Raw genomic sequence first — 26,009 nt, 5'->3', positions numbered from 1 at the left:
ATTTAACTCTGACGAATGCGCTGTCTTACTACCCACTCTCCTGCAAAGAGTAACCCTGCAAACAGATAGCTGAGTAAGCCATTGTATAGGGTCCATACTTCTAGCGGTTGGAAGCAGGTGTAAAGGGCAATAGAGCCATTGATAACAAAGAACAAGCACCACACTTTGGTGACTTTTCGTGTGTAATCAACGCCACTTTGCGGAAGTTCAGGCTCTTGAAGGCGAGCAAGACGTTCGATAATCGTTTGTGGTTGCCATAGGCTCGAAGCGAATACAACCAGCATACAAACATTAACGATAACGGGATAATAGGTTAGCCAGCCGTGTTGCTTAAAGGCTAAGCCTAAAGCCAGCAGAACAATACCGGCACTTCCACTGATCCAAGCTAGGTGTTTTAGCTCTTTGATTTTAGCCTGACCGCCGGTGAAAATGCGTACAGCAAAGATAGCGGCTAAGGCAATACCAACGGTTTGTAAGCCAAACTTGTTGAGTCCAAAGTAAACCGCTATTGGATAAGTGAAAAGTATAATTGCCGACAGTAAAGTCAGCAGAGGACGCATTAGGCGTCCTTCAATAGTTCAACCACAGATTCGACAACGTCATTAACGGTGCGCACTGCTTTGAACTCTTCAGGTTTTATCTTCTTACCTGTGACGTTCTGTAGGTGAACGACCAAATCAACGGCATCAATGCTGTCTAGGTCTAGATCAAGATAGAGATGAGCTTCAGGGGTGATATCTTCAGCGTCAAGCTCGAACAGCTCAATAAGCGCATCTTTAACCTGGTTGTATACTTCTTGTTGGTTAGCTTGTGTCATAAAGATCTGTCTAGTTATTCGTTTGAGAAGAGATGTAGTTCGCTAGATTTTCAACTGACGCAAAGTGCTGTCGAGTGTTTGAATCATCTGCATCGATAACAATGTTGTACTTTTTCTTGATAGCAAGGCCAAGCTCAAGGGCATCGATAGAGTCTAGTCCAAGTCCATCACCAAATAGTGGAGCTTCCGTTTCAATCTCATCAATGCTCATGTCTTCAAGGTTCAATGCGTCGATGATCAGTTGTTTCAGTTCGTTGTGTAATGTTTCCACTTTGGCCTACTTAATGCTTTATCTGAATGCTGCTTTAAGGGGGCGATTCTACATTATATGAGGTATTTTCGAAATGCCGATATCGCCTGTTATGTTATTGATACGCTAAATGTTTTCTTCGGAAGGGAAAATTGTTTGTGCAAGATGATGATTAAGGCGCCTTGCTGCCGAAGTTAAATTATTTGAGCCTTCAATAAATGGTTCGACTTCTATTTTACCTTTCACCGCGACATGAAAAAAGGGCTTCGACGCAGGAACTTGATACCATTTTTTCTCTTTCGTTAAGAATGTCGGAGAAACCGTAATATGAATCACGCGTAAATCGGTTTGTGTTCGAGTCGCGATTTGTGCCGCCCCACGCTGTAAGGATGGTTCAATTCCTGGCGTTGTGCGAGTTCCTTCGGGAAAAATCAGTATGACATTGCCACGTGAGAAGCGTTCTTCACAGCGCTCTAAAAGATCGTCAGGGGCTTGGTTCGGTATATAACCTGCCGCTTTGACAATCCTTTTCATAAAAGGGTTTTCCCAAATGGCCGCTTTGACGAGGCAATCACATTGAGGAAGTTGAGAGGCGATCAGCACATAGTCAATCAAACTTGGGTGGTTGGCGACGATAATGCAGTTACGGTCGTTACGCAGTAGTTCTGCACCATCAATTCGGTAATCGATTGCTCCGGTGAACTTCATGATTTGGCAAAAGGCGTTGAATGAGAAACGAATCAATCGCTGTGCTTTAAGCTCTCTTTTAATGGTGTTGGAAGTCGTTAGCGCGATAGTGGGTAAGATTAAGAAGCTTAATACTAAGCCACCTAGACCAAAGATGGTAAAGCACAGCCCTGTCGCGAATACTCGCCAATATTGGTCGATTTTGCTCATGATTGTGGACCTGTCTCGGTGTTATTTACCCAAGACCAAGTTTGGTGCTTGCCAGCAATAGCCCACTTATTTGCGCCCAATAAGATATGTTGGAGCGTTTGTAGCCCTTGTGGTAACACGGAAGGTGCTTGGTTGGCTTCTACTGTTCTAGTAATAGAATATTCACTGCCAACGCTGAGCACTAAGCCCAGAGCATAATCCGTATAGTCTTGTGTTTCGTATTCTTGGTAAAGCTCAGGCAAAGGCTGGTCGAAGTCAATGACGAGTACACGATGTGACGGGTACTGATGTAGGTAAAGATAAGCTTCGATCAGAGCGTTGTGGAAAGTATCTTGGCCGGCCGCAATAGAGGTCAGAGGGATTGGTGCTTTCGCTGCGATGGTAGTTAACCCTGCAGCTGTATTATGCACGGACTGTGAAAACGCCATTGGCGAGGCATCATCACCTTCCAATATCGACTGGATCAAGGTTGCGGTTCGGTGCAGTTCACCATGTCGACTGGCAAAAACCAGATAATCAATCGAGTTGTCTTTTAAGAGTGTCAATGCAGTTTGAACGGCCAATTTACTTTGTAGGCTCATTCGGCGGCGCATCATCGGTGGGATCGCTTTAAATTCAGTTGAGCCATCTTGTGGCCAATCTAAATTAGTGCTCCACGCTTGCCATTGGGCAACAGAATTGAGACCAGCCGAATTTGCAGACCATTTCTCAATATTAAACGACATTAATTGGGATTGATTTGACATAGAGTATTGATTTGCTTTGAGTCTAACTAAATACTATGCGCGCTTATAAATAAACACAGATAAGGAATTTAAATGAAATTACTAAAAATAGCAGTTTCAATGTTATTCATATTCGTTCTTGCAGGATGTGGACGCGTCCAACCTGTAATGAATGTTGAGGATACTCCAGTTGCACTGAATCTTCAAAGTAAACAGGTTAAATCAGCTATTTCTGAATCTGCTGAAAATCGAGGCTGATTGGTTTCAGAAATAAAGCCTGGTTTGATCCGCGCTGAATTGTATGTTCGTTCGCACCACGCTGTGGTTGAAATTCCTTATAGTGATAAGTTTTACTCTATTCTTTACGTTGAATCAGAGAATTTGAAGTACGACGATGGTGAAATACACCGTAATTACAACCGTTGGGTTAATAACTTAAACGTTGATATTAAACGTAAGCTTGCGCAAATGGCAGCTGAGTAACTCTCTATTATTTAAAGTTAGGTTTTTCGTGTCGGAATATAAATTAGATCCATTCAACGCATTAGAAGCAAAAACAGAAGCGCAGAAATTGTCTTTCGCTCCGATTGTTTTTCATACTGCTCGTACACTTCGTGATTTAGGCATTTTGAAAGCGTTAGATGACGCGGGCAACGAGGGTTTACCAGCAGAGTCTATCTCTGAATCGACCGGTGTCTCTGAGTACGGCGTGAAAGTCCTGCTCGATATGGCGTTAAGTGCTCATATTGTGACTTGGGAAAAGCCTAACTACAAAATGGCTAACCTTGGTTTCTACCTTCTGCATGATGGTATGACTAACGCAAACATGGATTTCACAGCCGATGTTTGTTATGCCGCGATGATGCATCTAACAGAAGCGATTGAAGAAGGCACACCTGCAGGCTTGAAAGAGTTGGGTGATTGGGAAACCATTTACCAAGGCTTGTCTCAATTGCCAGAAAAAGCAAAAGAGAGTTGGTTCAAGTTTGATCACTTCTATTCGGATCGCTCGTTCCCTGTGTTACTTGAAAAAGTCTTCAGCAAGAAACCTAAGTCGCTGGTGGATATCGGCGGCAACACGGGTAAGTGGGCGATGCAATGCTGCAACCATGATGCGGACGTTGAGGTGACGATTGTTGATTTGCCACAGCAGCTAGAAATGGCAATGGCAAACGCGGCAAAGCATGGTCATCAAGAGCGAGTCACGCCATTCCCAGCGAATATGCTCGATAAACAGCAAACTCTGCCAACGGGCGCGGATGTTTGGTGGATGAGTCAGTTCCTTGATTGTTTCTCGCCAATGGAGATTCTGAGCATATTAAAGCGCGTTCGCTCTCATATGTCAGAAGACGCGACTGTCTATATCCTTGAACTGTTTTGGGATGCACAGAAATACGATGCGGCTTCTTATAGCTTAAACGCGACGTCTCTCTACTTTACCTGCTTGGCAAATGGCAACAGCCGTTTTTACCGCAGTGAAGATTTCTTAGAGATCGTTGAAGAAGCGGGCTTTGAAGTGGTAACTCGCACCGACGATATCGGTCTTGGTCACACGCTTCTTGAATTGAAAGCTGGCGCGCAATAAAAATAACAAACATGGCTTAAATAATGAAAAAACTATCAACTCAAGTGGTGATCATCGGAGCTGGGCCATCAGGGTCTATTGCTGCGTCTTTACTTCATAAAAAAGGCATCGATGTTCGAGTGATTGAAAAGAGCGTATTCCCTCGCTTTTCTATTGGTGAAAGCCTATTACCAGCTTGTATGGAAGTGATTGAACAGGCTGGGATGACTGACGCAGTGATCAACGCTAACTTCCAATACAAAGATGGCGCTGCCTTTCGCAAAAATGGCGTTTATACGGCGTTTAATTTTGAAGACAAGTTCTCTTCTGGCCCTGGAACTACGTTTCAGGTTCAGCGAGGTGCCTTTGATAAGGTTTTGGCAGATACGGCTGAGGCGCAGGGTGTCTGCATTGATTACCAACATGAGTTAATGGGCATTAATTTCACCGACGACAGCACCATTTTAGATGTACAAGTGCTGGGTGGAGAGCGTTATCAGATAGAAGCGCAATACGTTCTGGATGGCAGTGGTTTTGGTCGAGTGCTACCAAAAATGCTTAACTTGGCAGAGCCGTCATCGCTCCCTCCACGCAAAGCTATTTTTACGCACATTAACGATCATATTGCAGAGGTGGATACCGATCTTGAATATGACCGAAATAAAATTCTTATCTCTGTGCATCCAACCAACCCTGATGTTTGGTATTGGTTGATCCCGTTTAGTAACGGTGTCTCTTCGTTTGGTGTGGTAGGAGAGCCTAAGTTCTTTGAGTCCTATCCAGAAGACAAGATTGCTGCAATTAAACAGCTGGCAGCGGAAGAGCCGGGCTTGGCTGAGATACTGGCAAGCGCCGAGTATCCAAACCCTGGGGGTGAAATTGGTGGCTATTCTGCCAATGTAAAACATTTGGCGACGGATAAGTACGCGTTGCTTGGCAATGCCGGCGAGTTCCTTGACCCGGTGTTCTCGTCAGGCGTGACGATTGCGATGAAGTCGGCACAGTTTGCGGTTGAGTGTGTCGAAAAGCAACTTAACGGTGAGAAGGTAGATTGGGAACGCGATTATGCCGCTCCTTTGATGGTTGGTGTAAACACCTTTAGAACGTATGTTGAGGGGTGGTACTCAGGTACTTTGCAGGATGTGATTTTCTATCAAGATCCAAATCCAAAGATTAAGCAGATGGTATGCTCAATTCTGGCGGGTTACGCATGGGATCAAGCCAACCCTTATGTGAAAGAGTCTAAGCGCCGACTCACAACATTGGCAGAGATATGCCGAAGCTAGGTGGTCTATTTAGTGTGTGGACGACATGCTAAAGCGCCAAGATGCCTAACCCAAAAAGAAAAACAGCCACAATGTGCGGCTGTTTTTGTATTTGAAGAATACAGGTAATCAACCTAATTGCATTCTAGGCTACTTCAGGTCGATGCTGTTTAATCGTCCCATAAAGACAAGTAGATCAATCACATCTTTGTGGGCATCCAGTAGCGCCCTTTTGGTTTGGCTATAAGCGGCAAGTCTGCCGTGCTTTCTAATGGAGCACACCTTAGTTTTGTATTTGTAGTCGCCGTTTTCTGAGAATACACGCCACTTAGCGATGTAGCATTCGTCGCGGTGTTCAGGATCACTCTGAGTTGGATTTGGTTTGAATACTATTTTGGGTTCTAAACTATGAGGCAGGCGCGTCATCAGGAAGGGCTCTTTGAGGACTTTGGGCCAAAATTTACCCCAAAGCTGTCTGCCCAGTTCATCTCTTAATTTAATGGTTTTCTTTAGTGCTTTGTCTTCACCCATACGAACAAAGCCGACCGATCGATGCAACACCGTATCTTCGGGAGTATGGATGTGGATCTTAAAAGCGGTTTTACCTTTCGAGATAAAGCGGTAACCGGTAGCACCAATTAGATTATTCTGACTCATAGTTTGCTAAGTGATGATTATGTTATTAATAAGACTACGCCAAATACTGCAAAACCGAAACTAATACCCATGAAAAAAATAAAGCCTTAACAAAAGTGCTAAGGCTTTATTAGAAACTATGAGATGAGCGTGTCGCTAACTACATGATTTTCTGCATCACATCACCAATTTGAATGCTTCCTGCAAGGCTTGGTTGGTCGATCGTCAGTTCTGCTTCGTTTTCATAAACGCGAGAAACCGTCAGTGTGATATCGCTTTGAGATACCTTATTACGCGGCAAGCCGCGTTGGTCGATAAACGAGCCTGTGTGCCATAGCTGTAGCTTGTCACCTTGTTGAACACCATGCATTCGACCTAAATCAATGGTTACCGTGTTACCAAATACTGCAGCCACCTCTGGAAGTGTGATCTTACATGACACTTCAGATTCTAAGTCCAACATAATATTGCGGCTAACACGCAGCATCATACTGCCGTAGGTTGATGCCCAGAAACGAGCACTGCGGGTGTCCACTTCACTGGTCTTAGCAAATGGCCACTTTGCCACTTCACGATAGCTACGGTTGTAAACCTGATGTCCTGTTTTGCCATCGAAGACTTGCATCTCTAACGCAAACTGACGATTGATGATGTCGTCTTTCAAAAGCTTGGATTCGATGGTCGCGGTTAAATCGGTAATGTCGCCACCAATGATGTACTGCGCGCCAGTGTCTTGGGCGATCATCTTGATCACCTCAGGTCGACGTTTGTCGATGTCGTAATTGGTCGTGCCAACGGAAACAAAGCTGCGAGACTCTTGCGCCAGTTGTCGGTCCACGACATGGCCAAAATCATCACCAATGTTATAGATTCTGCCCATTACAGCTTGCTGAGGGGAGGTCACATCAATGTTGCCGACTAAAAATGTCTTCTTGTATTGGCTCTCATGGCAAGCATTTGCCGAAGGATAGATATCGATCCTTGCGGTGATCATTATATTGCCACTGCGTTTTTTCTCTTTCTCTACCAAGATGTAGCGCACTTCATGATTGGTAAATTGAAACTCTTTCTTGTTTGCGTCGAGGTACGGCGTGAGGTTGGAGATACTACCAATATCAGCACCTGAGAACTGGATCGCTTTATATACCGCGTCTTCCAGAGCATGAACCCTTGCCGTTTCCTCTGAGGATACGATGGCTGCGGTACCGGTAACTTCATACCAAGAGGCATGAGCACTGAAGCTTATGGTTATCAGTGAACTTATTGAAAATAAGTAAGAAATTATTTTTTTCATCTATTCGTTACCAGTTGGGTATAAATATTGCTTAACAAATAACTATAAGCTTGAAGCTGACTTAAGTGCGTTTTTCTTAATCTGAACCATTAATGAAAAGCAAAGACTGTTCCAACATTGTAATCCATTGAAAAGAATAATGGTGAGAACATATTGGAACAGGGAGCACTAAACCTATCTGGAGATAAGAGAATGAAAAAATGGCTCGTAGTAATGAGTGTCATGTTGTTGACCTCATGCGCTTATTCGCCAATCTATAACGGCAAGTCTGAATATTCAGGCAGTCAGTTTATGTTGATGGATAGCCCTCGTCATACCATGGATTTCTTCGTGGAAAGTATGACCGAAGATCTGATCATTTCGAATACGAGTATCTCAGCAAGAACTCCGATAGCGATTACCTCGTTTGTCGACCTACAACACATGGACACAACGAACTGGCTAGGAAACTCGGTATCAGAAGGTTTCATTCATCAGTTTCAGCGTCGTGGCTTCAAGGTTGTTGATTTCAAAACAACAGGTTCTATTCAAGTGACTCACCAAGGTGACTTCGCGTTAAGCCGCGATTGGAAAGACTTAGCTCAAGAGCAAGACGTACAGTACGTACTGACAGGCACTATGCTGCGCCAAGAAGGCGGTGTGTTAGTCAATGCTCGTGTTGTTGGCATGCAAACTCGCATTGTCGTGGCGACGGCACAAGGCTTCTTGCCTGCAGACCGTATTGGTCGTGACCTAGATACTCTAAACAGTATTCGAACTCAAGATGGCGTTATCATTCGTTCTGACCCAACGATCAGCCAGCCTTATACTGTTATTCTTCGCCCTTAGGAGTTCGAGATGAAGAAGTTAATATTTGTTGTTGCCGCTTTACTGCTTGTTGGCTGTCAGCCACTGCAAAACATGAGGCCAGACGACTACTTAGTTGCCGTTGGCTACGCGAGTATCAGTGAGCAGAAGGGACGTAACGATGAAGAAAGACGTATCCGTGCGATGAGAGCCTCTAAGATCGATGCCTATCGTGAACTTGCTGAACAAGTCTATGGTATGCGAGTGAGTGGTCGAGCAGAGCTGGAAGATCAACGCCTTGGTACAGAACGTACTTCTGGTGCAGTTGATGGCGTAATCCGCGGTGCAGAAGTGGTACGCAGCTACCCAGTGGGTGACAGCTATGTAACAGAGCTTCAGCTTGATATCCGTAAGATGGAACAGCTACGTAATTACGGTGAAGTACAACCCGTACCCGAAAAGAGACAACAAACGTTGTTCTAGCCTAACGGGCGTCTAGTGATAGGATTATCCAGTTATATTGGCTGCTCTCGTTTTCCAGATGGCGTATCGGCAACCAATAACTGATATGAATGATAAGCGGCAAGTATGAAAATACTTGCCGCTTTTTTGTATTTATTGATTCGTTTGGCACATTTACCGACCTAGTGGGAGCTTTGACGGATGTCATGCTAAGGATAAGCTGAGATACAGATACAGATACAGATACAGATACAGATACAGATACAGATACAAGCAGGAAGGTGACTAAAGATATTATTGAATAGTGGGGGCTTAACTATGCTTTTACGTTGGTTCCCAGCGTAGAAATCGTATGCGTTTGACCGCCGGCATTGTAGGTCATGCCAATTTTACCGTGACTTTGCTGCATCATATTGCTGAGTTTTTTGAAGCTAAGGTGCGCTCGATTCAAGGCTTCGCCATTCACAAGGTTCGCTTGCTGGCAATCGTGCACTATGGACTGGATCTTGCTGACTAACTGAGCAAGTTCAGGGTTCTCGGTCAGTTCTGAGATATTGGTATGGGCTGCGATTCGCTGATCGGTTGATCTTAGTTGTTCAACTAGGACCACTTTTTCTTTGGCGATTCGCTCAATATCGTTTGATTGTCGGCTCGTAATAGCGGTTTTCTCTGAACTTAATAATTCAGATAAGGCTTTGGCATTTTGAAGTTGAAAATTAACTAAATCTGCTAGTGCCGCCATAACGTAAACCTATTCATAACCTCGTGTGCTTTAAGATAATCACTTCAATTAAAAGTGAGTGCTGGCTTAAAGACCTTTTAATTCATCTTCGAACTTGATCATGTTGTCTGCCAGTTTTTCTGGATCGACAGTGTATGAACCGTTCGCAATTGCTTCTTTGATCGCTGCTACTTTCACAGAATCAAAGCTTGGCTGTGCTGCCATATCTTGGTGGAGCTGACCAATCGCTTTGCCTTGTTGGCTCAGTGAAACCGCATCTTTGCTTGCTGGCGATTTAGTTGATACATCAGAGCGTGATGCCTCAGAACTAGAATCAGAGCGTACTGCTGATCGGTTAGTGGTCGTTAGGGTTTGCCCTGAACGAATATTATCAATGCCTGCCATAGTTAAGCCTTTTTCTTCAAAAATGGGAACCTGTACAGTCAATATCGACCAAGGGTTCGAATACTTTAGCAATTTTTAGCTCAATAGTCGAAAAGGGACCAAACACCGCAGCCGCTATATTTGGCGTTAGAGTTGAGGCTGAAATCGCTAACGATACCGTCAATTTAGAAGTAAAGAGTTAAAAGTAAACCGTGACTTCAGACATGCTGGTAACAATTCCTTCAATTATACGCTGTGATTTATCATTTTTCACTCTTACTTGATCGCCCATCGAGCCATCGGTAAGCGCAGTTCCTTTGGTGGTAATGGTCATGCCACCTTTTACTGCCTGTATGATAACCTTCTCGTTTCGGCACACGACACAGATATCACCTCTTTCTACAACATCACCCGGTCTTAGGTTCTTTTTTAACTTAGCGCCGATGACTTGTTGTGGATCTGTGAAACCTTGGCGACGAAACTTGTTAAGAGAAATCATAGCGGTGGTGACATCGTATTGGCCGACGATTTCGCCTCTCGCGAGTGAGCGAGTGGTGGTGACAAGGGGCACCGACATCGAAAGGCGAACGGGTACATAAACTCGCCACTCATCAGGAACACATTGCACTAAAACCGTAATACTGCTGCGGGTATTGGTGGTCGTTGAAGCACTGGTCTCTAAAGGCTCTGGGCAGTCTGTCGCTTTGATTCTTGAGTCAACATTTGCTGAATTAACAAAGAGTTCGCCACCTTGTGGCTGCTCAACCGTATCAAGGATATGTTGCTCCGCTGCAGACTGAATCGTCTCAATTTGTTCTGGGGTCGCAGCTTGTACAAAAAAACTAAACAATATTGATAAAATGCCGATAAACTTAGCGACAGTTTTAAAAGTAGCTCTACACATTGCTATGGAAAGAGGTGGCAAATTTGTTTTATAATACGTCATTCCGTTTCTCTGGTGGTTCGTAGCCTGCAGTAGACTAACACTTTTTATACAAAAAAGTTTGATATGGAGATGAGCTCATGACGGGTATTCTTGATTCGGTGAATCAGCGTACGCAACTCGTCGGTCAAAACCGATTAGAATTACTAACCTTTCGCCTAATGGGGCGTCAGCGTTACGGCATTAATGTCTTTAAAGTAAAAGAAGTGCTTCAATGCCCTAAGCTGACAAAGATGCCAAACTTGAACCCACTGGTTAAAGGTGTAGCACATATTCGTGGCCAAACGATCTCTGTGATCGATTTGAGCTTAGCGATTGGTGGCCGTCCTACAACGGATGTTGAAAAGTGTTTTGTGGTTATCTCTGAATTTAACCGAACCATTCAAGGTTTCTTGGTAAGTTCAGTAGAGCGCATTATTAACATGCACTGGGAATCGATTCTTCCGCCGCCAGATGGCGCAGGTAGAGCGAACTACCTGACAGCGGTAACCAACATTGATAATGAATTGGTAGAAATTCTTGATGTTGAGAAGATCCTTGCAGAAATTTCTCCTGTTGATGAAACAATGGACAGCAAGATTGCTGAAGATATTGCGAAAGTAGAACAAGAGAAAGAACTGGTTCGCCGCATCTTGATTGCTGATGACTCGACCGTTGCTCGTAAGCAGGTTCAACGTGCTATTGAGTCGATTGGTTTTGAAGTTATCTCGGTGAAGGATGGTAAAGAAGCCTACGAGAAGCTGATACAGATGTCATCAGAAGGCAGTATTTACGATCAGATTTCATTGGTGATTTCTGATATCGAAATGCCAGAAATGGATGGATACACGCTGACTGCTGAGATTCGTCGTCACGCCGAACTTAAAGATTTATACGTAATTTTACACTCATCGTTGAGTGGTGTATTTAACCAAGCCATGGTTGAGCGTGTTGGAGCTAACTCCTTCATCGCTAAATTCAACCCAGATGAGCTTGGTGCAGCTGTAAAAGCTGCGTTAACTAACTAAAAGAGACATTAATGACTGCTATAACAATAAGTGATCAAGAGTATCGCGATTTCAGCCGTTTCTTAGAATCTCAATGTGGCATTGTATTAGGTGACAGCAAGCAGTATTTAGTGCGCAGTCGTCTAAGCCCATTAGTAACGAAGTTTAAGTTAGCTTCTTTGTCTGATTTGTTGAGAGATGTAGTAACAGGTCGAAACCGTGAGCTGCGTGTGGCTGCTGTCGATGCCATGACGACGAACGAGACACTTTGGTTCCGTGATACTTACCCGTTTGCTGTGCTTGCGGATAAGCTTCTACCGGAAATAGCGGCAAATAAACGTCCTATTAAGATTTGGTCTGCGGCAAGCTCTTCAGGCCAAGAAGCATACTCAATGGCAATGACGATTCTTGAAACTCAAGCTCGTAAGCCAGGTATGCTGCCAAATGTATCGATTACCGCAACTGACATCTCAGCAAGTATGTTGGATATGTGCCGCACTGGCGCTTACGACAACCTTGCATTGGGACGTGGACTTTCTCCAGAGCGCCGTCGTACTTTCTTTGAAGATGCGGGCGATGGCCGTATGAAAGTGAAAGATAACGTCAAGCGCATGGTGAACTTCCGCCCTCAGAACCTGATGGACAGCTATGCATTGTTAGGCAAGTTCGACATTATTTTCTGTCGTAACGTGCTGATTTACTTCTCGCCTGATATGAAGTCAAAGGTACTTAACCAGATGGCAAATAGCCTGAACCCTGGTGGGTACTTACTATTGGGCGCGTCTGAATCGTTAACAGGCTTAACCGATCGTTTTGAAATGGTTCGCTGTAATCCAGGCATCATCTACAAATTAAAGTAACGAGCGGCACCGATATTAGGTGTAAGGTTACCGTCTAAATTTAAAACCCAGCCAAGTGCTGGGTTTTCTTTTTCCTGCTTAAGCTATATCTTTAAGTCAGAGTGACATTCCAATTTACTCTATTTTTTGGCTTGTTTATTGCAAGTTTACCCACGAGTAACCTGTAAAAGCATTGATAGACCGCCTTGTTTCAAAAGTTGGTATATATATTGCTTTGGTTATTTCATAACAGTCAGTTCTTGAGTTGAGGTTTACATGGCTATTTCTTTTGACAATGCTTTGGGCATTCACCAGCACACAGTTGGTGTACGTGAACGTAACGCTGAGGTGCTTTCCACCAATATCGCGCAAGCAAACACGCCTGGGTATAAAGCAAAGGGATTAGACTTTAAGAAATCACTGCAAGCGGCAAGTTCTGGGGCAAGCATTGGTCTTAGCCGTACAGATGGTCGGCACATTTCTGCCTCAACAACGGTGAACGGGGAAACGAAGTATCGCATTCCTACCCAACCTGATACAGGAGATGGCAACACGGTTGATTTGGATTTGGAAAGAAACCTTTTCATGCAAAACCAAATTAGGCATCAAGCCTCTCTCGACTTCTTAGGAAGTAAGTTCAAGAATTTAACTAAAGCGATTAAAGGGGAATAATTAGATGAGTTTATTCAATGTATTCAATGTGACTGGTTCTGCGATGAGTGCTGAATCTGTTCGTCTAAATACGACCTCGAGCAACCTTGCGAACGCGGACAGTGTAAGTAGTTCTGCTGAAGAAACTTACAAGGCTCGTCACGCAGTGTTCGGCGCTGAGTTAAATAAAGCACGCAACAGTGGTCACACTGTGCCTGTGAAAGTATTAGGTATTGTGGAAAGCGATAAGCCGCTAAGCGCGGAGTACAACCCGGATCACCCATTAGCGAACAACGAAGGCTATATCTACAAGCCTAATGTCAACGTTATGGAAGAGATGGCAAACATGATTTCGGCATCACGTGCGTACCAAACAAACGTACAGGTTGCTGACTCGAGTAAACAAATGCTGCTGCGTACGCTGCAGATGGGTCAATAAGGATAAGGAGGTAGCACATGGCTGGAATCAACAACAATGTTGGTCAAAGCGGCTTGTCCTATGTTGACCAGCTGAAGAGTCTTCAAGATGGCGCTAAAAAGCCCGACGAAACAACAGGTAAGCAGGATCTTAAACAAGAAGACTTCTTATCTTTGTTGACTAAGCAACTAGCACAACAAGACCCTTTCAAGCCGGTTAGCAATGACCAGATGATTGCGCAAATGGCTTCATTTGCGACCGTAGATGGCATTGGCAAAATGAATACACAGTTTGAAAGCTTGAATTCATCAATGACCTCTAACCAAGCTCTTCAGGCCTCCTCTTTAGTTGGGCGTGATGTATTGGTTCCTGGTGCGGCAGGTGTAAAACCCGGTGATGGCGGTATGGCGGCAATGGTTAAGCTTCCTCAGGCAATGGACAATGTAATGGTCCGTGTTGAGAACGAAGTTGGCCAATTGGTTCGCACATTTGATATCGGCTCTAAACCATCTGGTGATACACGTGTTGAATGGGACGGAAAAGACGAAGACGGTAACCCATTGCCGGCCGGTAAATACAACGTGAAAGCGTCGGGTTTGCTGGATGGCGAGAACACAGAGTTCCAAGTTTCCAGTTATGCGAACGTGAACAGTGTGCTTCTTGGTAAGGGCGATGGCAACGTACTACTCAATCTGGCTGGTTTCACATCGCCAGTACGACTTGCTGAAGTACTAGAAGTTGGTAAAGCGTAGCTCTTTATTGAGTGACTATGCTAGCTAGATAGATTAGGAGAATAATGGAATGTCATATGTAGCTTTAAGCGGCTTATCCGCTGCACAATTAGACCTGAATACAACCAGTAACAACATTGCGAACGCAAACACATTTGGCTTTAAAGAGTCTCGTGCTGAGTTTGGTGATGTTTACTCAAGCTCGTTGTTCACTAACGCAAAAACGACTGCTGGTGGCGGTGCGCAAGCTAGCCAAGTGGCGCAACAGTTCCACGAAGGTTCAAGTATTTATACGAACAACCCAATGGACTTACGTGTAAGTGGTACAGGTTTCTTTGCAGTATCGAAAGACCGCATGGTGCCAGAGATTAACGAATTAACGCGTAATGGTGCATTTCACCTAAACAAAGACAACTACATGGTTACCGCTAACGATGAGTTTCTTTTAGGTTACGATGTTGATCCAAACTCGGGTGAAGTTCTTTCTTACGCGCCAAAGCCACTCGACATTCCTGCTGAGTTTGGTAAGCCAAAACAGACAGAAAACATTGAAGTAGGAGTTAACCTTCCTGCAAACGGTGATCTTAAAGACCCGGCTGCATTTAACTACCAAGATGCTGATACCTATAACCGTGCAACGTCTTCGACGGTATACGATTCTATGGGTCAGTCTTACAAGTTAACGACTTACTACCTCAAAGATCAGACTCAACCAAACACTTGGCAGACATACTACACCATGTCAGATGAGAACGGTGAAAAGCCGGTCAACATTACTGGTGGTGATGCGACGAATGCACAAGGCCATGTTGGTCACACAATGAAGTTCAACAATGACGGTACGTTGGCGAGCCTGAACAATGGTCAGCCGATTAACTCGGAACCACTGGGTACTGGTGCGAACCCTATTGACTTGAACGGTGCTGATCCAACTCAAGTGCTTAAGTTTGGTCTAGATTCTTCAACTCAGTTTGCCGCTCCGTTTGAATTGACTAAGTTTGATGAAGATGGCGCGACAACAGGTTTCTTAACAAAAATCGATTTCGATGAGTACGGCAGTGTTCTAGGTACTTACTCAAATGGTGAAAACGTGATGCTTGGCCGTGTAGGCTTGGTTCGTGTACCCAATGAGCAAGGCCTAGATAAGAAAGGCGGCACTCAGTGGGATTCTACTAATGACTCAGGTTCTAAAATCTGGGGTGAATCGAACAAAGGTTCATTTGGTAGTATCAACAACGGCTCACTAGAGCAGTCGAACATCGATATGACTCAAGAACTGGTTGATTTGATTTCTGCTCAACGTAACTTCCAAGCGAACTCGCGTTCTCTAGAAGTGCACAACCAACTGCAACAGAATATTCTTCAGATTCGTTAATCGTTTCGAGCGTTTGAATCATCTGCGAATACCCAATTCAATGTTATTGAATTGGGTATTGTTGTTTGTCTTCTTATTTGCCGCCCCTATTGCCGCACGGTAATGCCACTGGCAACAATTCTTCCTGAATGATCCTTTAATGATCACCCCTCTTTGTTCATTTTCTATTTAAATTATTGATAAATAACAGTTAAAAATATTGGCACAGTGTTTGCTTTATAAGCTCTAGAAGATGATTTTTTGGAGCAAAATTATGGATCGCGCACTGTTTCTTGCCATGAGTGGCGCAAAGCAAAATATGCAGGCTTTGCAGCTACGTGCAAACAACCTTGCCAACGTAAGTACAACGGGTTTCCGTGCTGATTTAGCACAAGCACGTTCAATGCAAGCGTATGGTGAAGGCATGCCTACTCGTGTTTTCAGCATGACAGAGCGTCCTGGTCATAATTTTGCGCAAGGTAGTGTGGTTACCACTGGCCGAGATCTCGATGTTACCGTTCAAGGTGATGGCTGGATTTCAGTTATGGATAACACCGGCCGCGAAGGTTTAACGCGTAACGGTAACCTTAAGGTTGACCAAAACGGTTTGCTAACCAATGCAAGTGGCCATTTGGTGCTAGGTGAAAACGATGCGCCAATCACGCTGCCCATCCCAATCAGTAAAGTAGAAATTGGTACTGACGGTACGATTTCGGTGATTCCTCAAGGCGCTCCAGCTGAAGAATTGGCCGTCGTTGATCGTATTAAGCTTGTGCGTCCAGACAACCAAAGTTTGTTTAAAGATACGAATGGTCTATTCCGTTCGAAAAACCCAGATCAGGCATACGAAGCAGATGCAGCGGTAACGTTGCTAAAAGGTGCTATCGAAGGCAGTAACGTAAATGCTGTAGGTGAAATGACCAGCTTAATTGACTTACAACGTCAATTTGAAATGCAGGTCAAGATGATGAGCACAGCAGAGGAAATGGACAAGTCGTCTGATTCACTGCTTCGTATGAGCTAATAGAATTTAAAGGACATTGCTATGCATCCAGCATTATGGGTAAGCAAAACGGGTTTAGACGCCCAACAAACCAATATCTCAACGATTTCGAACAACCTTGCCAACGCCTCGACCATTGGTTTTAAAAAGAGCCGCGCTGTATTTGAAGATCTGTTCTACCAGAATATTAATCAACCGGGTGGTCAATCGTCTCAGAATACTGAGCTGCCAAGTGGTTTGATGCTGGGTGCCGGTTCTAAGGTCGTCGCGACTCAAAAAGTGCACACTCACGGTAACGCACAAACGACATCTAACAGCCTAGACATGATGATTGAAGGCGACGGTTTCTTCCAAGTTGAAATGCCAGACGGTGAAACAGGTTACAGCCGCAATGGTCAGTTCACACTGAACGGTGAAGGCGCGATCGTAACGTCGGGCCAAGGTTATCCTCTACAACCAGAAATTGTGATTCCTGAAGACGCGATCTCGGTAACGGTTGGTAACGACGGTGAAGTATCGGTTCGTCTACGTGGCGAGCAAAACAACGTCGTGGTTGGTCAAATTACCATTACTGACTTTGTAAACCCAGGTGGTCTAGAGCCAGTAGGTCAAAACCTTTACTTGCCAACTGGCGCGAGTGGCGACCCACAAGAGGGTGTACCGGGCTTTGATGGCCTGGGTAACATCCGCCAATCGATGCTAGAAACATCGAACGTAAACGTAACCGAAGAGCTGGTAAACATGATTGAAGCTCAGCGTGTATACGAAATGAATTCGAAAGTTATCTCGTCAGTAGACAAGATGATGAGCTTTGTTAACCAACAGCTGTAATTGGTTTATTCGCCGTTTACTTTTTTAATTAATCTATCTGTTTTTGCTAATTGACCCATTTACCACTGCCTGCTGAGAGTATATCGCCATGAAACGTATTTTTTGTTTAGCCCTGTTAGCTTCGATGACTGGTTGTACAGTACTGGATCCAATTGAGACGCCAGCACAAGAGAACGCGACCACAGTGGTTGATGCGGTTGAAGGCGATAAGTCGGCAGAAGAAAGTTCAGGAATTATCGACACGCTTCGTGGGCGAACCGATCCAATTGCTGGTGACCCTGCATGGGCGCCAATCAACCCCAAGCAGAAGCCAGAGCATTATGCAGCGGCAACGGGCTCACTGTTTAATGTGAACCACATTGGCAGCATGTATGACGACTCAAAGCCTCGTGGTATTGGTGACATCATCACTGTAGCGCTAGATGAGAATACTCGAGCGACCAAAAAAGCCAACGCAGACATGTCTAAGTCGAATGATGCATCAATGGAGCCGCTGGCTGTTGGTGGTCAAGATCTGACGATCGACAAGTACAACTTCTCTTATGATCTGAGTAACACCAATACTTTTGCTGGTGATGCGTCAGCCAACCAAAGTAACAGCATCAGCGGCTACATTACCGTTGAAGTCATCGAAGTATTAGCTAATGGCAACCTAGTGGTTCGTGGTGAGAAGTGGATGACACTGAACACCGGCGATGAGTACATCCGCCTAAGCGGTACCATCCGTCCAGACGATATTGACTTCGAAAATACCATTGCTTCAAACCGTGTTTCTAACGCACGAATTCAGTACTCAGGGACTGGCGTACAGAAAGATATGCAAGAGCCTGGATTCTTGGCACGATTCTTTAATGTATCTCTGTAGAGCTTGATAGGACGACGACATACTGACAGCCTCTATCACTCAGCCACATTTAGCTAAGCTATTATAAATTAAAGCAATACAGACAGGTTACTCAATGAAAAAACTGACACTCGTACTATTCGGCATGCTATTTCTTGCCACCAGTGCCCATGCTGCGCGAATCAAAGACGTGGCAAAAGTGGCGGGTGTTCGTAGTAACCAACTTATCGGTTATGGTTTGGTCACGGGCTTGCCGGGTACTGGTGAGACAACTCCCTTTACCGATCAAACATTTAACGCAATGCTGCAAAATTTTGGCATCCAATTGCCGCCCGGCACTAAGCCAAAAACCAAAAACGTCGCGGCTGTTATTGTGACTGCTGAACTGCCAGCATTCTCTAAGCAAGGCCAAGAAGTTGACGTAACCGTTTCTTCTATCGGTTCAGCAAAAAGCCTTCGTGGTGGTACCTTGCTACAGACCTTCTTGAAAGGTCTAGACGGTCAAGTGTATGCGGTCGCGCAGGGTAACTTGGTGGTAAGTGGCTTTAGTGCACAAGGTAACGACGGTTCTAAGATTGTCGGTAACAACCCTAACGTTGGTATCATCTCTAGCGGTGCGACGGTTGAACAAGAGATCCCAACACCATTCGGTCGTGGTGACTACATCACCTTCAACCTAATCCAATCAGATTTCACAACGGCTCAGCGTATGGCTGATGCGGTTAATAATTTCCTAGGCCCACAAATGGCTTCAGCGGTAGACGCAACTTCAGTAAAAGTTCGTGCACCGCGTGAAATCAGCCAGCGTGTAGCATTCTTGTCGGCTATCGAAAACATCGAGTTCGACCCTGCTGAAGGCTCTGCAAAAATCATCGTCAACTCTCGTACAGGTACGATTGTGGTTGGTAAGCACGTTCGCCTAAAAGCGGCGGCGGTCACCCACGGTGGTATGACGGTTGCAATTAAAGAAAATCTAAACGTAAGCCAACCGAATGCATTCTCTGGTGGCCAAACGGTAGTGGTCCCTGATTCTGATATCGAAATCACGGAAGGCGATGGTAAGATGTTCAAATTTGAACCTGGCCTAACGCTGGACGATTTGGTACGCGCAGTCAATGAAGTGGGCGCTGCACCTTCTGATTTAATGGCAATCCTTCAAGCACTGAAACAAGCGGGTGCGATTGAAGGCCAATTGATCATTATCTAAGGAATAAAGCATGATTAAGAATAACAATGACATCGGCTTTATTCACGACATCGGTAGTTTAGACCGTCTTCGTCAACAAGCGGTAAACGGTGAAGAAGGTAGCGAGAAAGAAGCATTAACCGCGGCGGCAAAACAGTTTGAATCGATTTTCACCTCGATGTTGTTTAAGTCAATGCGCGATGCTAACTCGAGCTTTAAGTCGGATATGTTGAACAGCCAGAACGAGCAGTTCTATCGTCAGATGCAAGATGACCAAATGGCGAGTGAGTTAAGCGCTTCAGGTTCATTAGGTCTTGCAGATATGATCGTGGCTCAACTAAGCGCTGGCCAAGCAAGCGATACGTCTGAAGAGAAGGTTCGCAGTGAAGGCTTTGATGCTTCATTGCAAAGACCGCAATATTCAGGCCGTTCGGAAGAGCGAGCGTCAGACGTTCAACCTGCGCAAGCAGCAAAACAGCCAGTATCCTTTGATTCTCCAGAATCGTTTGTGACCTCAATGAGGCCTTACGCGGAAAAAGCGGCAAGTGCGCTTGGTGTGGACTCGTCTCTTCTATTGGCACAAGCTGCCCTTGAAACGGGTTGGGGTTCTAAAATGGTTAAGAACTCTTTGGGCAACAGCAATAACTTATTTAACATCAAAGCAGATAGAAGTTGGAAGGGCGATAAGGTCGCGACTCAAACTCTTGAGTTCCATGGCAAAACCGCCGTTAAAGAGTCAGCTTCCTTCCGTTCTTACTCTAATTTCGAAGATAGCTTTAATGATTACGTGAAGTTCTTGAACGAAAATCCAAGATACGAAACGGCGCTACAGCATCAAGGCAATTCAGAGAATTTCATCAAAGGTATTCATCAGGCTGGTTACGCAACTGACCCTAACTATGCAGACAAGGTTTTACGAGTTAAAGCCAAGATTGATGAGATGAACTAGCGTCATAAATCAACATAGAGAGCTTGCTACTGGCAGGCTCTTTTCTTCTCCGCCCCTTCAGTTCTTACGCGTAATCCATAGTTATCTCCTTACACTTCAATAAATTATCGTCTTTTAATTTCCTATTGTTTTTGTTGGCACATATATTGCAATTATCTTAGTAATATACGGTTGTAGTTAATCAGTTCATTCTGGTTTTGTTAAGTTTTTTGGGGGCATTATGGCGTCGGATCTTCTGAATGTAGGGGCACAAAGTGTTCTTACGGCTCAGAGACAGCTCAACACCACAGGTCATAACATTTCTAACGCTAACACAGAGGGCTATAGCCGCCAGTCTGTGATTCAAGGTGTGAATGACCCGCGCCAGTACGGTGGGCAATCCTACGGTATGGGGGTACATGTGGAAAATGTTCGCCGCTCTTGGGATCAGTTTGCCGTCAAAGAACTTAACTTATCGACAACCAATGCCGCCAACAAAGGCGATACCGAAGCCAACCTCGATATGCTGTCGAGCATGTTGTCGTCGGTCGCTTCAAAGAAGATTCCAGAAAACCTCAACGAATGGTTTGATTCCGTTAAGACTCTCGCCGATACCCCAAATGATGTGGGTGCGCGTAAGGTCGTGTTAGAGAAAGCAGGGCTTGTAACTAAAACCTTGAATGAATTTCATGAAACAGTTCGTCAACAGTCTGATTCTACGAATAAAAAATTAGATATGGGTATCGAGCGAGTTAACCAACTTGCGTACGAGATCCGTGATGTTCAGCGTTTAATGATGCGAACTCCTGGGCCTCATAATGACCTACGAGATCAGCATGAAAAGTTGATTAATGAGCTTTCTGGTTACACCAAAGTTACGGTGACACCACGCTCAAATGCCGAAGGGTTTAATGTCCATATTGGTAATGGCCATACCTTGGTCTCTGGTAGTGAAGCGAGTCAGCTGAAGATGGTTGATGGCTTACCCGATGCACATCAGCGCCGCCTAGCGATTGTTGAAGGTAAGTCTTTAAAACCGATCACCAGCAGTGATATCGACGGAAAAATCGGCGCCATGCTAGACATGCGTGACGAACATATCCCAGCAATCATGGATGAGCTTGGTCGTTTGGCGACCGCGTTTTCATATGAGGTCAATAGTCTTCAAGAACAAGGTTTGGATCTTAACGGCAACGTAGGTAAGGACTTGTTTACCGACGTGAACTCAGAGCTGGTGGCAAAATCTCGTGTCACGGCTAGCGGGCAATCGAAAGCCGATGTTGCGGTATACATTGATGATACTTCTGCCTTAAAAGGCGGTGAGTATGGACTGAAATACGATGGCAGTGATTATGTCGTGACTAAGCCGAACGGTGAGACCGTTAAGATGGCGACCGACTCTAGCGGTAGTGCTTTTTATCTTGATGGCATGCGAGTGGAAGTACGTAACCCTCCTGAACTAGGAGAGAAACTGTTACTGCGTCCAACGCGTAATTTTGCTGCGCAGATTCATATGGAAACCAAAGACCCGAAAGACATTGCTGCGCAAAGTTATGAGGCATCGACCACGTTTGCCAAGGGTACAGCGGGATTTAAAATCCTAGAAGCAGGTCAACTGCGTGAGTTTGAAGTGATTGTCTCACCAAAAGGTGAGCAGTTTGCTGTGACGGATCCGAAGGGTAACATTTTAATGCAGCCTCAACCGTATCCGCCACAAGGGCCAGTGACCATCAACGGTACAACGTTTGAGCTCACACCCGGTGCGGTGGCAAATGATAAGTTTACGGCAAACCTTGTCCCATCAGAAGGTGACAACGGTAACCTGCGTAAGCTACAAGATCTTCAAACAGGAAAGCTGTTGAATGATGGTGAGTCTACGATTTTAGACCTTTACCACAACTTGAATACTAATACGGGCTTGAAGTCTTCAACGGCAAATCGCCTGAGTGATATTGCGACATTAGAAAAACAGTCGGCTCAAGAACGTATTGCTTCTATCTCGGGAGTAAACCTCGATGAAGAAGCGGCAAACATGATGAAATTTCAGCAAGCGTATATGGCTTCTTCACGTATCATGCAAGCAGCCAACGATACGTTTAACACTATTTTGGCTCTGAGATAGGAAGGTATAAATGTTGAATCGTATCTCTAGCTTCCATAATTATCAGTCAGTACAAAACGACTTGCGCCGTCAAGAGAACAAGGTGCATCACAACCAAGCACAACTTGCTTCGGGTAAGAAGTTACAGTCGCCAAGTGATGACCCATTAGCGACGCACTATTTACAGAACATTGGTCAGCAGTCAGAACAGCTTAAACAGTATGTCGATGCGATTACTCTAGTCAGAAACCGTCTTGAGCATCATGAAGTATTGGTTTCTAACACTGAAGGCTTTGCTGATGAAGCAAAACGAACCGTGATGGAAATGATCAACGGTGCGCTTTCTCCGGAAGACCGTTTAGCTAAGAAGCGTGAAATTCAAGAACTGGCGAATAACTTCCTGCATTTAGCCAACTCTCAAGATGAGTCGGGTAACTACACGTTTGCAGGCACTAAGCCGAAAAATCAGCCTTTCTTTCGAGATAACGAAGGGAATGTGACATATCAAGGTGATGACTACCAACGCAAGATGCGTGTGGCAAGCAGCTTTGAAATGGCAATGAATGATCCGGGCAGCAAGATGTTTATGGAAATAGACAACCCGTTCGGTGACTACGAACCTCAGTACGAGCTTGAACCTGCGTCTGAGTTATTGCTCGGGCGTGCGACCAACAGCGATGAAGATGGGTCTACTTATAAAGTGACGTTTGTCGACATGCAGACGGGCAATTTCGCTTATCAGCTTGAAAAAGACGGCGCAGTGGTTGCGGCAGAAGATTTTGATCCTTCGACAGGCATTGTTTATGAAGGGCTGAATATTCAAATCAAAGGCCAAATCACTAAAGGTGATTCGATCACCTTAGAACCACGAGAGACTTTCTCTATCTTTGATACGTTCAAAGAGGCTGCTGAGCAGGCTGAAAACCCGGTATCGGATGCATCAGCAACAGCGAAACTGCACCAAGTAACTGAAGAGTTCCACGCTGCGTTTATCCATTTGACCAAGGCAAGAACCGATGTTGGTGCACGCTTGAGTACTTTGGATATTCAAGAGCAACAACATGAAGATTTCAAGTTGTCTTTAGCAAAAGCAAAAAGCAACTTTGAAGACTTGGATTACTCGAAAGCGATCATTGAGTTCAATGAAAACTCTCGAGCACTACAAGCTTCTCAACAAGCGTTTGGCAAAACCAAAGACCTGACCTTGTTTAACTATATTTAATGATCAATCGGTATTTAATGGTGGCTTGTCGATCACCATGGCGTTGATTCCTTGCCGTATGTGCTATGCCATACGTGCGAATGACGCCACAGTTTGCCGCTTTTTTGTACGAAGCATGATGTTTCTAGAATAGCGGCAAAAAACGGCAATAAGGAAGGTGAATGTTTTTCATCTTCTAATAGTAGAAAATCATAATTGCGCAGTGTTGTTTGTAAGCTTCTGATTTTTAGATAATTAAAAAATTATTTATATGATATTAAACTTGGCATACAACTTGTATCTGTGTTGGTTATAAATGATTAATACAGATCTTAAACCTTGTATAGGGTTTATCGAGTAATACACGGTCAGTGCTTATCCATATGAGAGTAAAGCTGGCCGCTTCGCAGAAACTTTGCGAACTCATAAGGAGAGCAAAATGGCTATCAATGTAAGCACTAACGTATCTGCTATGACAGCACAGCGTTACCTGAATAAAGCATCTAATGACTTAGCGACTTCTATGGAGCGTTTGTCATCTGGTCACAAGATCAACAGCGCGAAAGATGATGCGGCAGGTCTGCAAATCTCGAACCGTCTAACCGCTCAGTCTCGTGGTCTTGATGTGGCAATGCGTAATGCCAACGACGGTATTTCGATTGCTCAAACAGCAGAAGGCGCGATGAACGAATCGACTAACGTACTACAACGTATGCGTGATCTAGCGATTCAATCATCAAACGGCACTAACTCGCCGGCAGAGCGTACTGCACTGAACGAAGAGTCAATGGCACTTCAAGATGAGCTTAACCGTATTGCGGAAACCACATCGTTTGGTGGTCGTCGTCTACTGAACGGTTCATTCGGTGAAGCTTCATTCCAGATCGGTTCTAACTCTGGTGAAGCAATGATCATGGCTCTGACAAGTATCCGTGCAGATGACTACCGTATGGGTGGTACTACGTTCGATTCAGAAAACGCGAAAGATAAGAACTGGGAAGTACCGCCAACAGCGAGCGATCTTAAGTTCGAATTCAAAACCAAAGCGGGTGAAGACATCGTTTTAGATATCAATACCAAAGCGGGCGATGATATCGAAGAGCTTGCGACTTACATTAATGGTCAGTCTGATCTTGTGAACGCATCGGTTACTGATGATGGTCGCATTCAACTGTTCGTTGCTGAACCTGACCTTGACGGCCCAATGTCTATCTCTGGTGGTCTAGCGTCTGAGCTAGGTATTAAGAGTGAAGGCCGCGCAACCTCGGTTCAAGATGTTAGCTTAACCAGCGTTGCGGGTTCACAGAACGCGATCAGCGTGATTGATTCTGCAATGAAGTACGTGGATTCACAGCGTGCTGATTTGGGTGCAAAACAGAACCGTCTAAGCCACAGTATTAATAACTTGGCAAACGTACAAGAGAACGTAGACGCTTCAAACAGCCGAATCAAAGATACGGACTTTGCGAAAGAGACGACGCAAATGACCAAATCACAAATTCTGCAACAAGCAGGTACTTCAATACTTGCTCAAGCAAAACAGTTGCCTAACTCTGCAATGTCATTATTGCAATAGTTATTGGTTGAACTTGCTGCTCGTGTTCAGACGTGAGCCATGCAGCAAGGGAAACTGGCAAGCATACTTACTATTGAATGTTTAGCTCTCTCATCTCTCACCTGCTATCCATTTTTGCAGTAAGAATGCAACGGCAAGTCGGAAATGTGTTCATTTCTCGATGATCTCCACACAGGCTCTGACGCGCCAACTAGCCCCGGTTCTCTCAAAGGAAAAGGGGCTTTTTCCTTTCTGTATTTCTTGTTTTTGCTATTTATTTTCCTGTGAACTTTCTCGCACTACCTTTTCCAAATCTCTATTTGATGGTTCTTCTTCACGACAAATAATGTCATCTATTACACAAGATTTGCGTAAGTCAGAGATCTTTGGCGATTGATCATTTCTCGACCTTGAGCCATTTAGACGGCGGTTCGTACGCTTTCTGAACAGATTAAGATCTTTTTCCAATTGAAATCTATCGCTGTATTAGAAAATGATGAAAATTAAGTTGTTGATAAATATTAGATTAATATTTTTTTTGTGGTTTTTTGAAAGTTTTTCTAAAGCTTCTGATTTTCGCGCCGTTATTAAAAGTAACTTTGAGAGAACTACTTGGTTTTCCGAGACGTCGGAAACC

The 26,009-nt window shown here is 44.6% G+C and carries 28 protein-coding genes and 1 pseudogene; 19 read left to right on the top strand and 10 right to left on the bottom strand.

What is annotated here, in order from left to right; genetic code table 11:
- Positions 1 to 2 precede the first annotated feature (2 nt).
- From AB4384_RS18120 to AB4384_RS18100, 5 genes are all read right to left on the bottom strand, one after another.
- Complete coding sequence (locus AB4384_RS18120) at positions 3 to 560, bottom strand: septation protein IspZ (protein WP_017062274.1); 558 nt, start codon at positions 558 to 560, stop codon at positions 3 to 5.
- Positions 560 to 817, bottom strand: a complete 258-nt coding sequence (locus AB4384_RS18115) for an acyl carrier protein (protein WP_004739745.1) — start codon at positions 815 to 817, stop codon at positions 560 to 562. Before AB4384_RS18115 ends, AB4384_RS18120 begins: the two co-directional genes overlap by 1 nt.
- Positions 818 to 827: 10 nt before the next feature.
- A complete protein-coding gene (locus AB4384_RS18110) occupies positions 828 to 1,088 on the bottom strand; it encodes a phosphopantetheine-binding protein (RefSeq protein ID WP_004736154.1) in 261 nt (86 codons plus the stop codon).
- Positions 1,089 to 1,193: 105 nt separating this feature from the next.
- On the bottom strand, positions 1,194 to 1,964 hold the full coding sequence (locus AB4384_RS18105) for a lysophospholipid acyltransferase family protein (RefSeq protein ID WP_372129902.1): 771 nt from the start codon (positions 1,962 to 1,964) through the stop codon (positions 1,194 to 1,196).
- A complete protein-coding gene (locus tag AB4384_RS18100) occupies positions 1,961 to 2,710 on the bottom strand; it encodes a beta-ketoacyl synthase chain length factor (RefSeq protein ID WP_170962821.1) in 750 nt (249 codons plus the stop codon). The genes AB4384_RS18105 and AB4384_RS18100 overlap by 4 nt, the downstream gene beginning before the upstream one ends.
- A 72-nt stretch (positions 2,711 to 2,782) precedes the next feature.
- Between AB4384_RS18100 and AB4384_RS18095 the strand changes: the two are divergent.
- The 3 genes and pseudogenes from AB4384_RS18095 to AB4384_RS18085 all read left to right on the top strand — a co-directional run bounded on the left by AB4384_RS18095 (position 2,783) and on the right by AB4384_RS18085 (position 5,539).
- A pseudogene (locus AB4384_RS18095) lies at positions 2,783 to 3,172 on the top strand (hypothetical protein).
- Between the two features lie 28 nt (positions 3,173 to 3,200).
- A complete protein-coding gene (locus AB4384_RS18090) occupies positions 3,201 to 4,274 on the top strand; it encodes a methyltransferase (RefSeq protein ID WP_065584069.1) in 1,074 nt (357 codons plus the stop codon).
- A 23-nt stretch (positions 4,275 to 4,297) separates the two neighbouring features.
- Positions 4,298 to 5,539 carry an NAD(P)/FAD-dependent oxidoreductase gene (locus tag AB4384_RS18085; protein WP_372129901.1) on the top strand — a complete coding sequence of 414 codons (1,242 nt, stop codon included), beginning with the start codon at positions 4,298 to 4,300 and terminating at the stop codon, positions 5,537 to 5,539.
- 129 nt (positions 5,540 to 5,668) lie between these two features.
- On the opposite strand, the gene AB4384_RS18080 is transcribed toward AB4384_RS18085, so the two are convergent.
- Both AB4384_RS18080 and AB4384_RS18075 read right to left on the bottom strand, forming a co-directional pair.
- Positions 5,669 to 6,175, bottom strand: a complete 507-nt coding sequence (locus tag AB4384_RS18080) for a Fe3+-citrate ABC transporter substrate-binding protein (RefSeq protein WP_372129900.1) — start codon at positions 6,173 to 6,175, stop codon at positions 5,669 to 5,671.
- Between the two features lie 139 nt (positions 6,176 to 6,314).
- Complete coding sequence (locus AB4384_RS18075; protein WP_017064138.1) at positions 6,315 to 7,448, bottom strand: flagellar assembly protein FlgT; 1,134 nt, start codon at positions 7,446 to 7,448, stop codon at positions 6,315 to 6,317.
- 192 nt (positions 7,449 to 7,640) lie between these two features.
- Between AB4384_RS18075 and AB4384_RS18070 the strand changes: the two genes are divergently transcribed.
- Complete coding sequence (locus AB4384_RS18070) at positions 7,641 to 8,276, top strand: FlgO family outer membrane protein (RefSeq protein WP_017064137.1); 636 nt, start codon at positions 7,641 to 7,643, stop codon at positions 8,274 to 8,276.
- 9 nt (positions 8,277 to 8,285) lie between these two features.
- Positions 8,286 to 8,717: a flagellar assembly lipoprotein FlgP gene (gene flgP, locus AB4384_RS18065; RefSeq protein ID WP_017062265.1), complete on the top strand. Its 432-nt coding sequence runs from the start codon at positions 8,286 to 8,288 to the stop codon at positions 8,715 to 8,717.
- Between the two features lie 295 nt (positions 8,718 to 9,012).
- On the opposite strand, the gene AB4384_RS18060 is transcribed toward flgP, so the two are convergent.
- The 3 genes from AB4384_RS18060 to flgA all read right to left on the bottom strand — a co-directional run bounded on the left by AB4384_RS18060 (position 9,013) and on the right by flgA (position 10,747).
- Positions 9,013 to 9,438, bottom strand: a complete 426-nt coding sequence (locus tag AB4384_RS18060) for a flagella synthesis protein FlgN (protein ID WP_372129899.1) — start codon at positions 9,436 to 9,438, stop codon at positions 9,013 to 9,015.
- Between the two features lie 66 nt (positions 9,439 to 9,504).
- The gene (gene flgM / locus AB4384_RS18055; RefSeq protein WP_017062263.1) at positions 9,505 to 9,822 is read right to left on the bottom strand and encodes a flagellar biosynthesis anti-sigma factor FlgM; all 318 of its coding nucleotides are present in this window, start codon (positions 9,820 to 9,822) and stop codon (positions 9,505 to 9,507) included.
- A gap of 178 nt (positions 9,823 to 10,000) precedes the next feature.
- Positions 10,001 to 10,747 (bottom strand): flagellar basal body P-ring formation chaperone FlgA, encoded by a 747-nt coding sequence (flgA, locus tag AB4384_RS18050; protein ID WP_372129898.1) that lies wholly within the window; start codon positions 10,745 to 10,747, stop codon positions 10,001 to 10,003.
- A gap of 77 nt (positions 10,748 to 10,824) precedes the next feature.
- Here flgA and AB4384_RS18045 point away from each other — a divergent pair, with 77 nt between their 5' ends.
- From AB4384_RS18045 to AB4384_RS17980, 14 genes are all read left to right on the top strand, one after another.
- Complete coding sequence (locus AB4384_RS18045) at positions 10,825 to 11,751, top strand: chemotaxis protein CheV (protein ID WP_017064134.1); 927 nt, start codon at positions 10,825 to 10,827, stop codon at positions 11,749 to 11,751.
- Positions 11,752 to 11,762: 11 nt separating this feature from the next.
- Positions 11,763 to 12,590 carry a protein-glutamate O-methyltransferase gene (locus AB4384_RS18040; protein WP_004736174.1) on the top strand — a complete coding sequence of 276 codons (828 nt, stop codon included), beginning with the start codon at positions 11,763 to 11,765 and terminating at the stop codon, positions 12,588 to 12,590.
- Between the two features lie 255 nt (positions 12,591 to 12,845).
- Positions 12,846 to 13,241 (top strand): flagellar basal body rod protein FlgB, encoded by a 396-nt coding sequence (flgB, locus tag AB4384_RS18035; protein ID WP_004736175.1) that lies wholly within the window; start codon positions 12,846 to 12,848, stop codon positions 13,239 to 13,241.
- Positions 13,242 to 13,245: 4 nt separating this feature from the next.
- On the top strand, positions 13,246 to 13,659 hold the full coding sequence (gene flgC, locus AB4384_RS18030; RefSeq protein WP_004736176.1) for a flagellar basal body rod protein FlgC: 414 nt from the start codon (positions 13,246 to 13,248) through the stop codon (positions 13,657 to 13,659).
- Between the two features lie 17 nt (positions 13,660 to 13,676).
- Entirely contained in the window at positions 13,677 to 14,390 is a 714-nt protein-coding gene (flgD, locus tag AB4384_RS18025; protein ID WP_010439286.1) for a flagellar hook assembly protein FlgD, read from the top strand.
- Positions 14,391 to 14,439: 49 nt separating this feature from the next.
- Complete coding sequence (gene flgE / locus AB4384_RS18020; RefSeq protein WP_102321491.1) at positions 14,440 to 15,744, top strand: flagellar hook protein FlgE; 1,305 nt, start codon at positions 14,440 to 14,442, stop codon at positions 15,742 to 15,744.
- A gap of 253 nt (positions 15,745 to 15,997) precedes the next feature.
- Positions 15,998 to 16,747 carry a flagellar basal body rod protein FlgF gene (locus AB4384_RS18015; protein WP_019825277.1) on the top strand — a complete coding sequence of 250 codons (750 nt, stop codon included), beginning with the start codon at positions 15,998 to 16,000 and terminating at the stop codon, positions 16,745 to 16,747.
- A 21-nt stretch (positions 16,748 to 16,768) separates the two neighbouring features.
- Positions 16,769 to 17,557 carry a flagellar basal-body rod protein FlgG gene (flgG, locus tag AB4384_RS18010; protein ID WP_017062259.1) on the top strand — a complete coding sequence of 263 codons (789 nt, stop codon included), beginning with the start codon at positions 16,769 to 16,771 and terminating at the stop codon, positions 17,555 to 17,557.
- An 88-nt stretch (positions 17,558 to 17,645) separates the two neighbouring features.
- Entirely contained in the window at positions 17,646 to 18,422 is a 777-nt protein-coding gene (flgH, locus tag AB4384_RS18005) for a flagellar basal body L-ring protein FlgH (RefSeq protein WP_017071817.1), read from the top strand.
- 94 nt (positions 18,423 to 18,516) lie between these two features.
- Positions 18,517 to 19,608, top strand: coding sequence for a flagellar basal body P-ring protein FlgI (locus tag AB4384_RS18000; RefSeq protein WP_372129897.1), 1,092 nt, complete (start codon positions 18,517 to 18,519; stop codon positions 19,606 to 19,608).
- A gap of 10 nt (positions 19,609 to 19,618) precedes the next feature.
- Entirely contained in the window at positions 19,619 to 20,536 is a 918-nt protein-coding gene (gene flgJ, locus AB4384_RS17995) for a flagellar assembly peptidoglycan hydrolase FlgJ (RefSeq protein ID WP_372129896.1), read from the top strand.
- A gap of 220 nt (positions 20,537 to 20,756) precedes the next feature.
- Positions 20,757 to 22,637 carry a flagellar hook-associated protein FlgK gene (gene flgK, locus AB4384_RS17990; protein ID WP_017067655.1) on the top strand — a complete coding sequence of 627 codons (1,881 nt, stop codon included), beginning with the start codon at positions 20,757 to 20,759 and terminating at the stop codon, positions 22,635 to 22,637.
- A 10-nt stretch (positions 22,638 to 22,647) separates the two neighbouring features.
- Positions 22,648 to 23,838, top strand: a complete 1,191-nt coding sequence (gene flgL, locus AB4384_RS17985; RefSeq protein WP_017064129.1) for a flagellar hook-associated protein FlgL — start codon at positions 22,648 to 22,650, stop codon at positions 23,836 to 23,838.
- Positions 23,839 to 24,256: 418 nt separating this feature from the next.
- On the top strand, positions 24,257 to 25,393 hold the full coding sequence (locus AB4384_RS17980; protein ID WP_017064128.1) for a flagellin: 1,137 nt from the start codon (positions 24,257 to 24,259) through the stop codon (positions 25,391 to 25,393).
- Positions 25,394 to 26,009 lie beyond the last annotated feature (616 nt).

Origin of the sequence: Vibrio sp. 10N.261.51.A4 (assembly GCF_041471945.1) — a bacterium.
In the GTDB taxonomy this organism is placed as follows: Bacteria; Pseudomonadota; Gammaproteobacteria; order Enterobacterales; family Vibrionaceae; genus Vibrio; species Vibrio crassostreae_C.
Note: the sequence above shows the minus strand (reverse complement) of the source record. Positions and strands in the feature narration are given on the sequence as shown.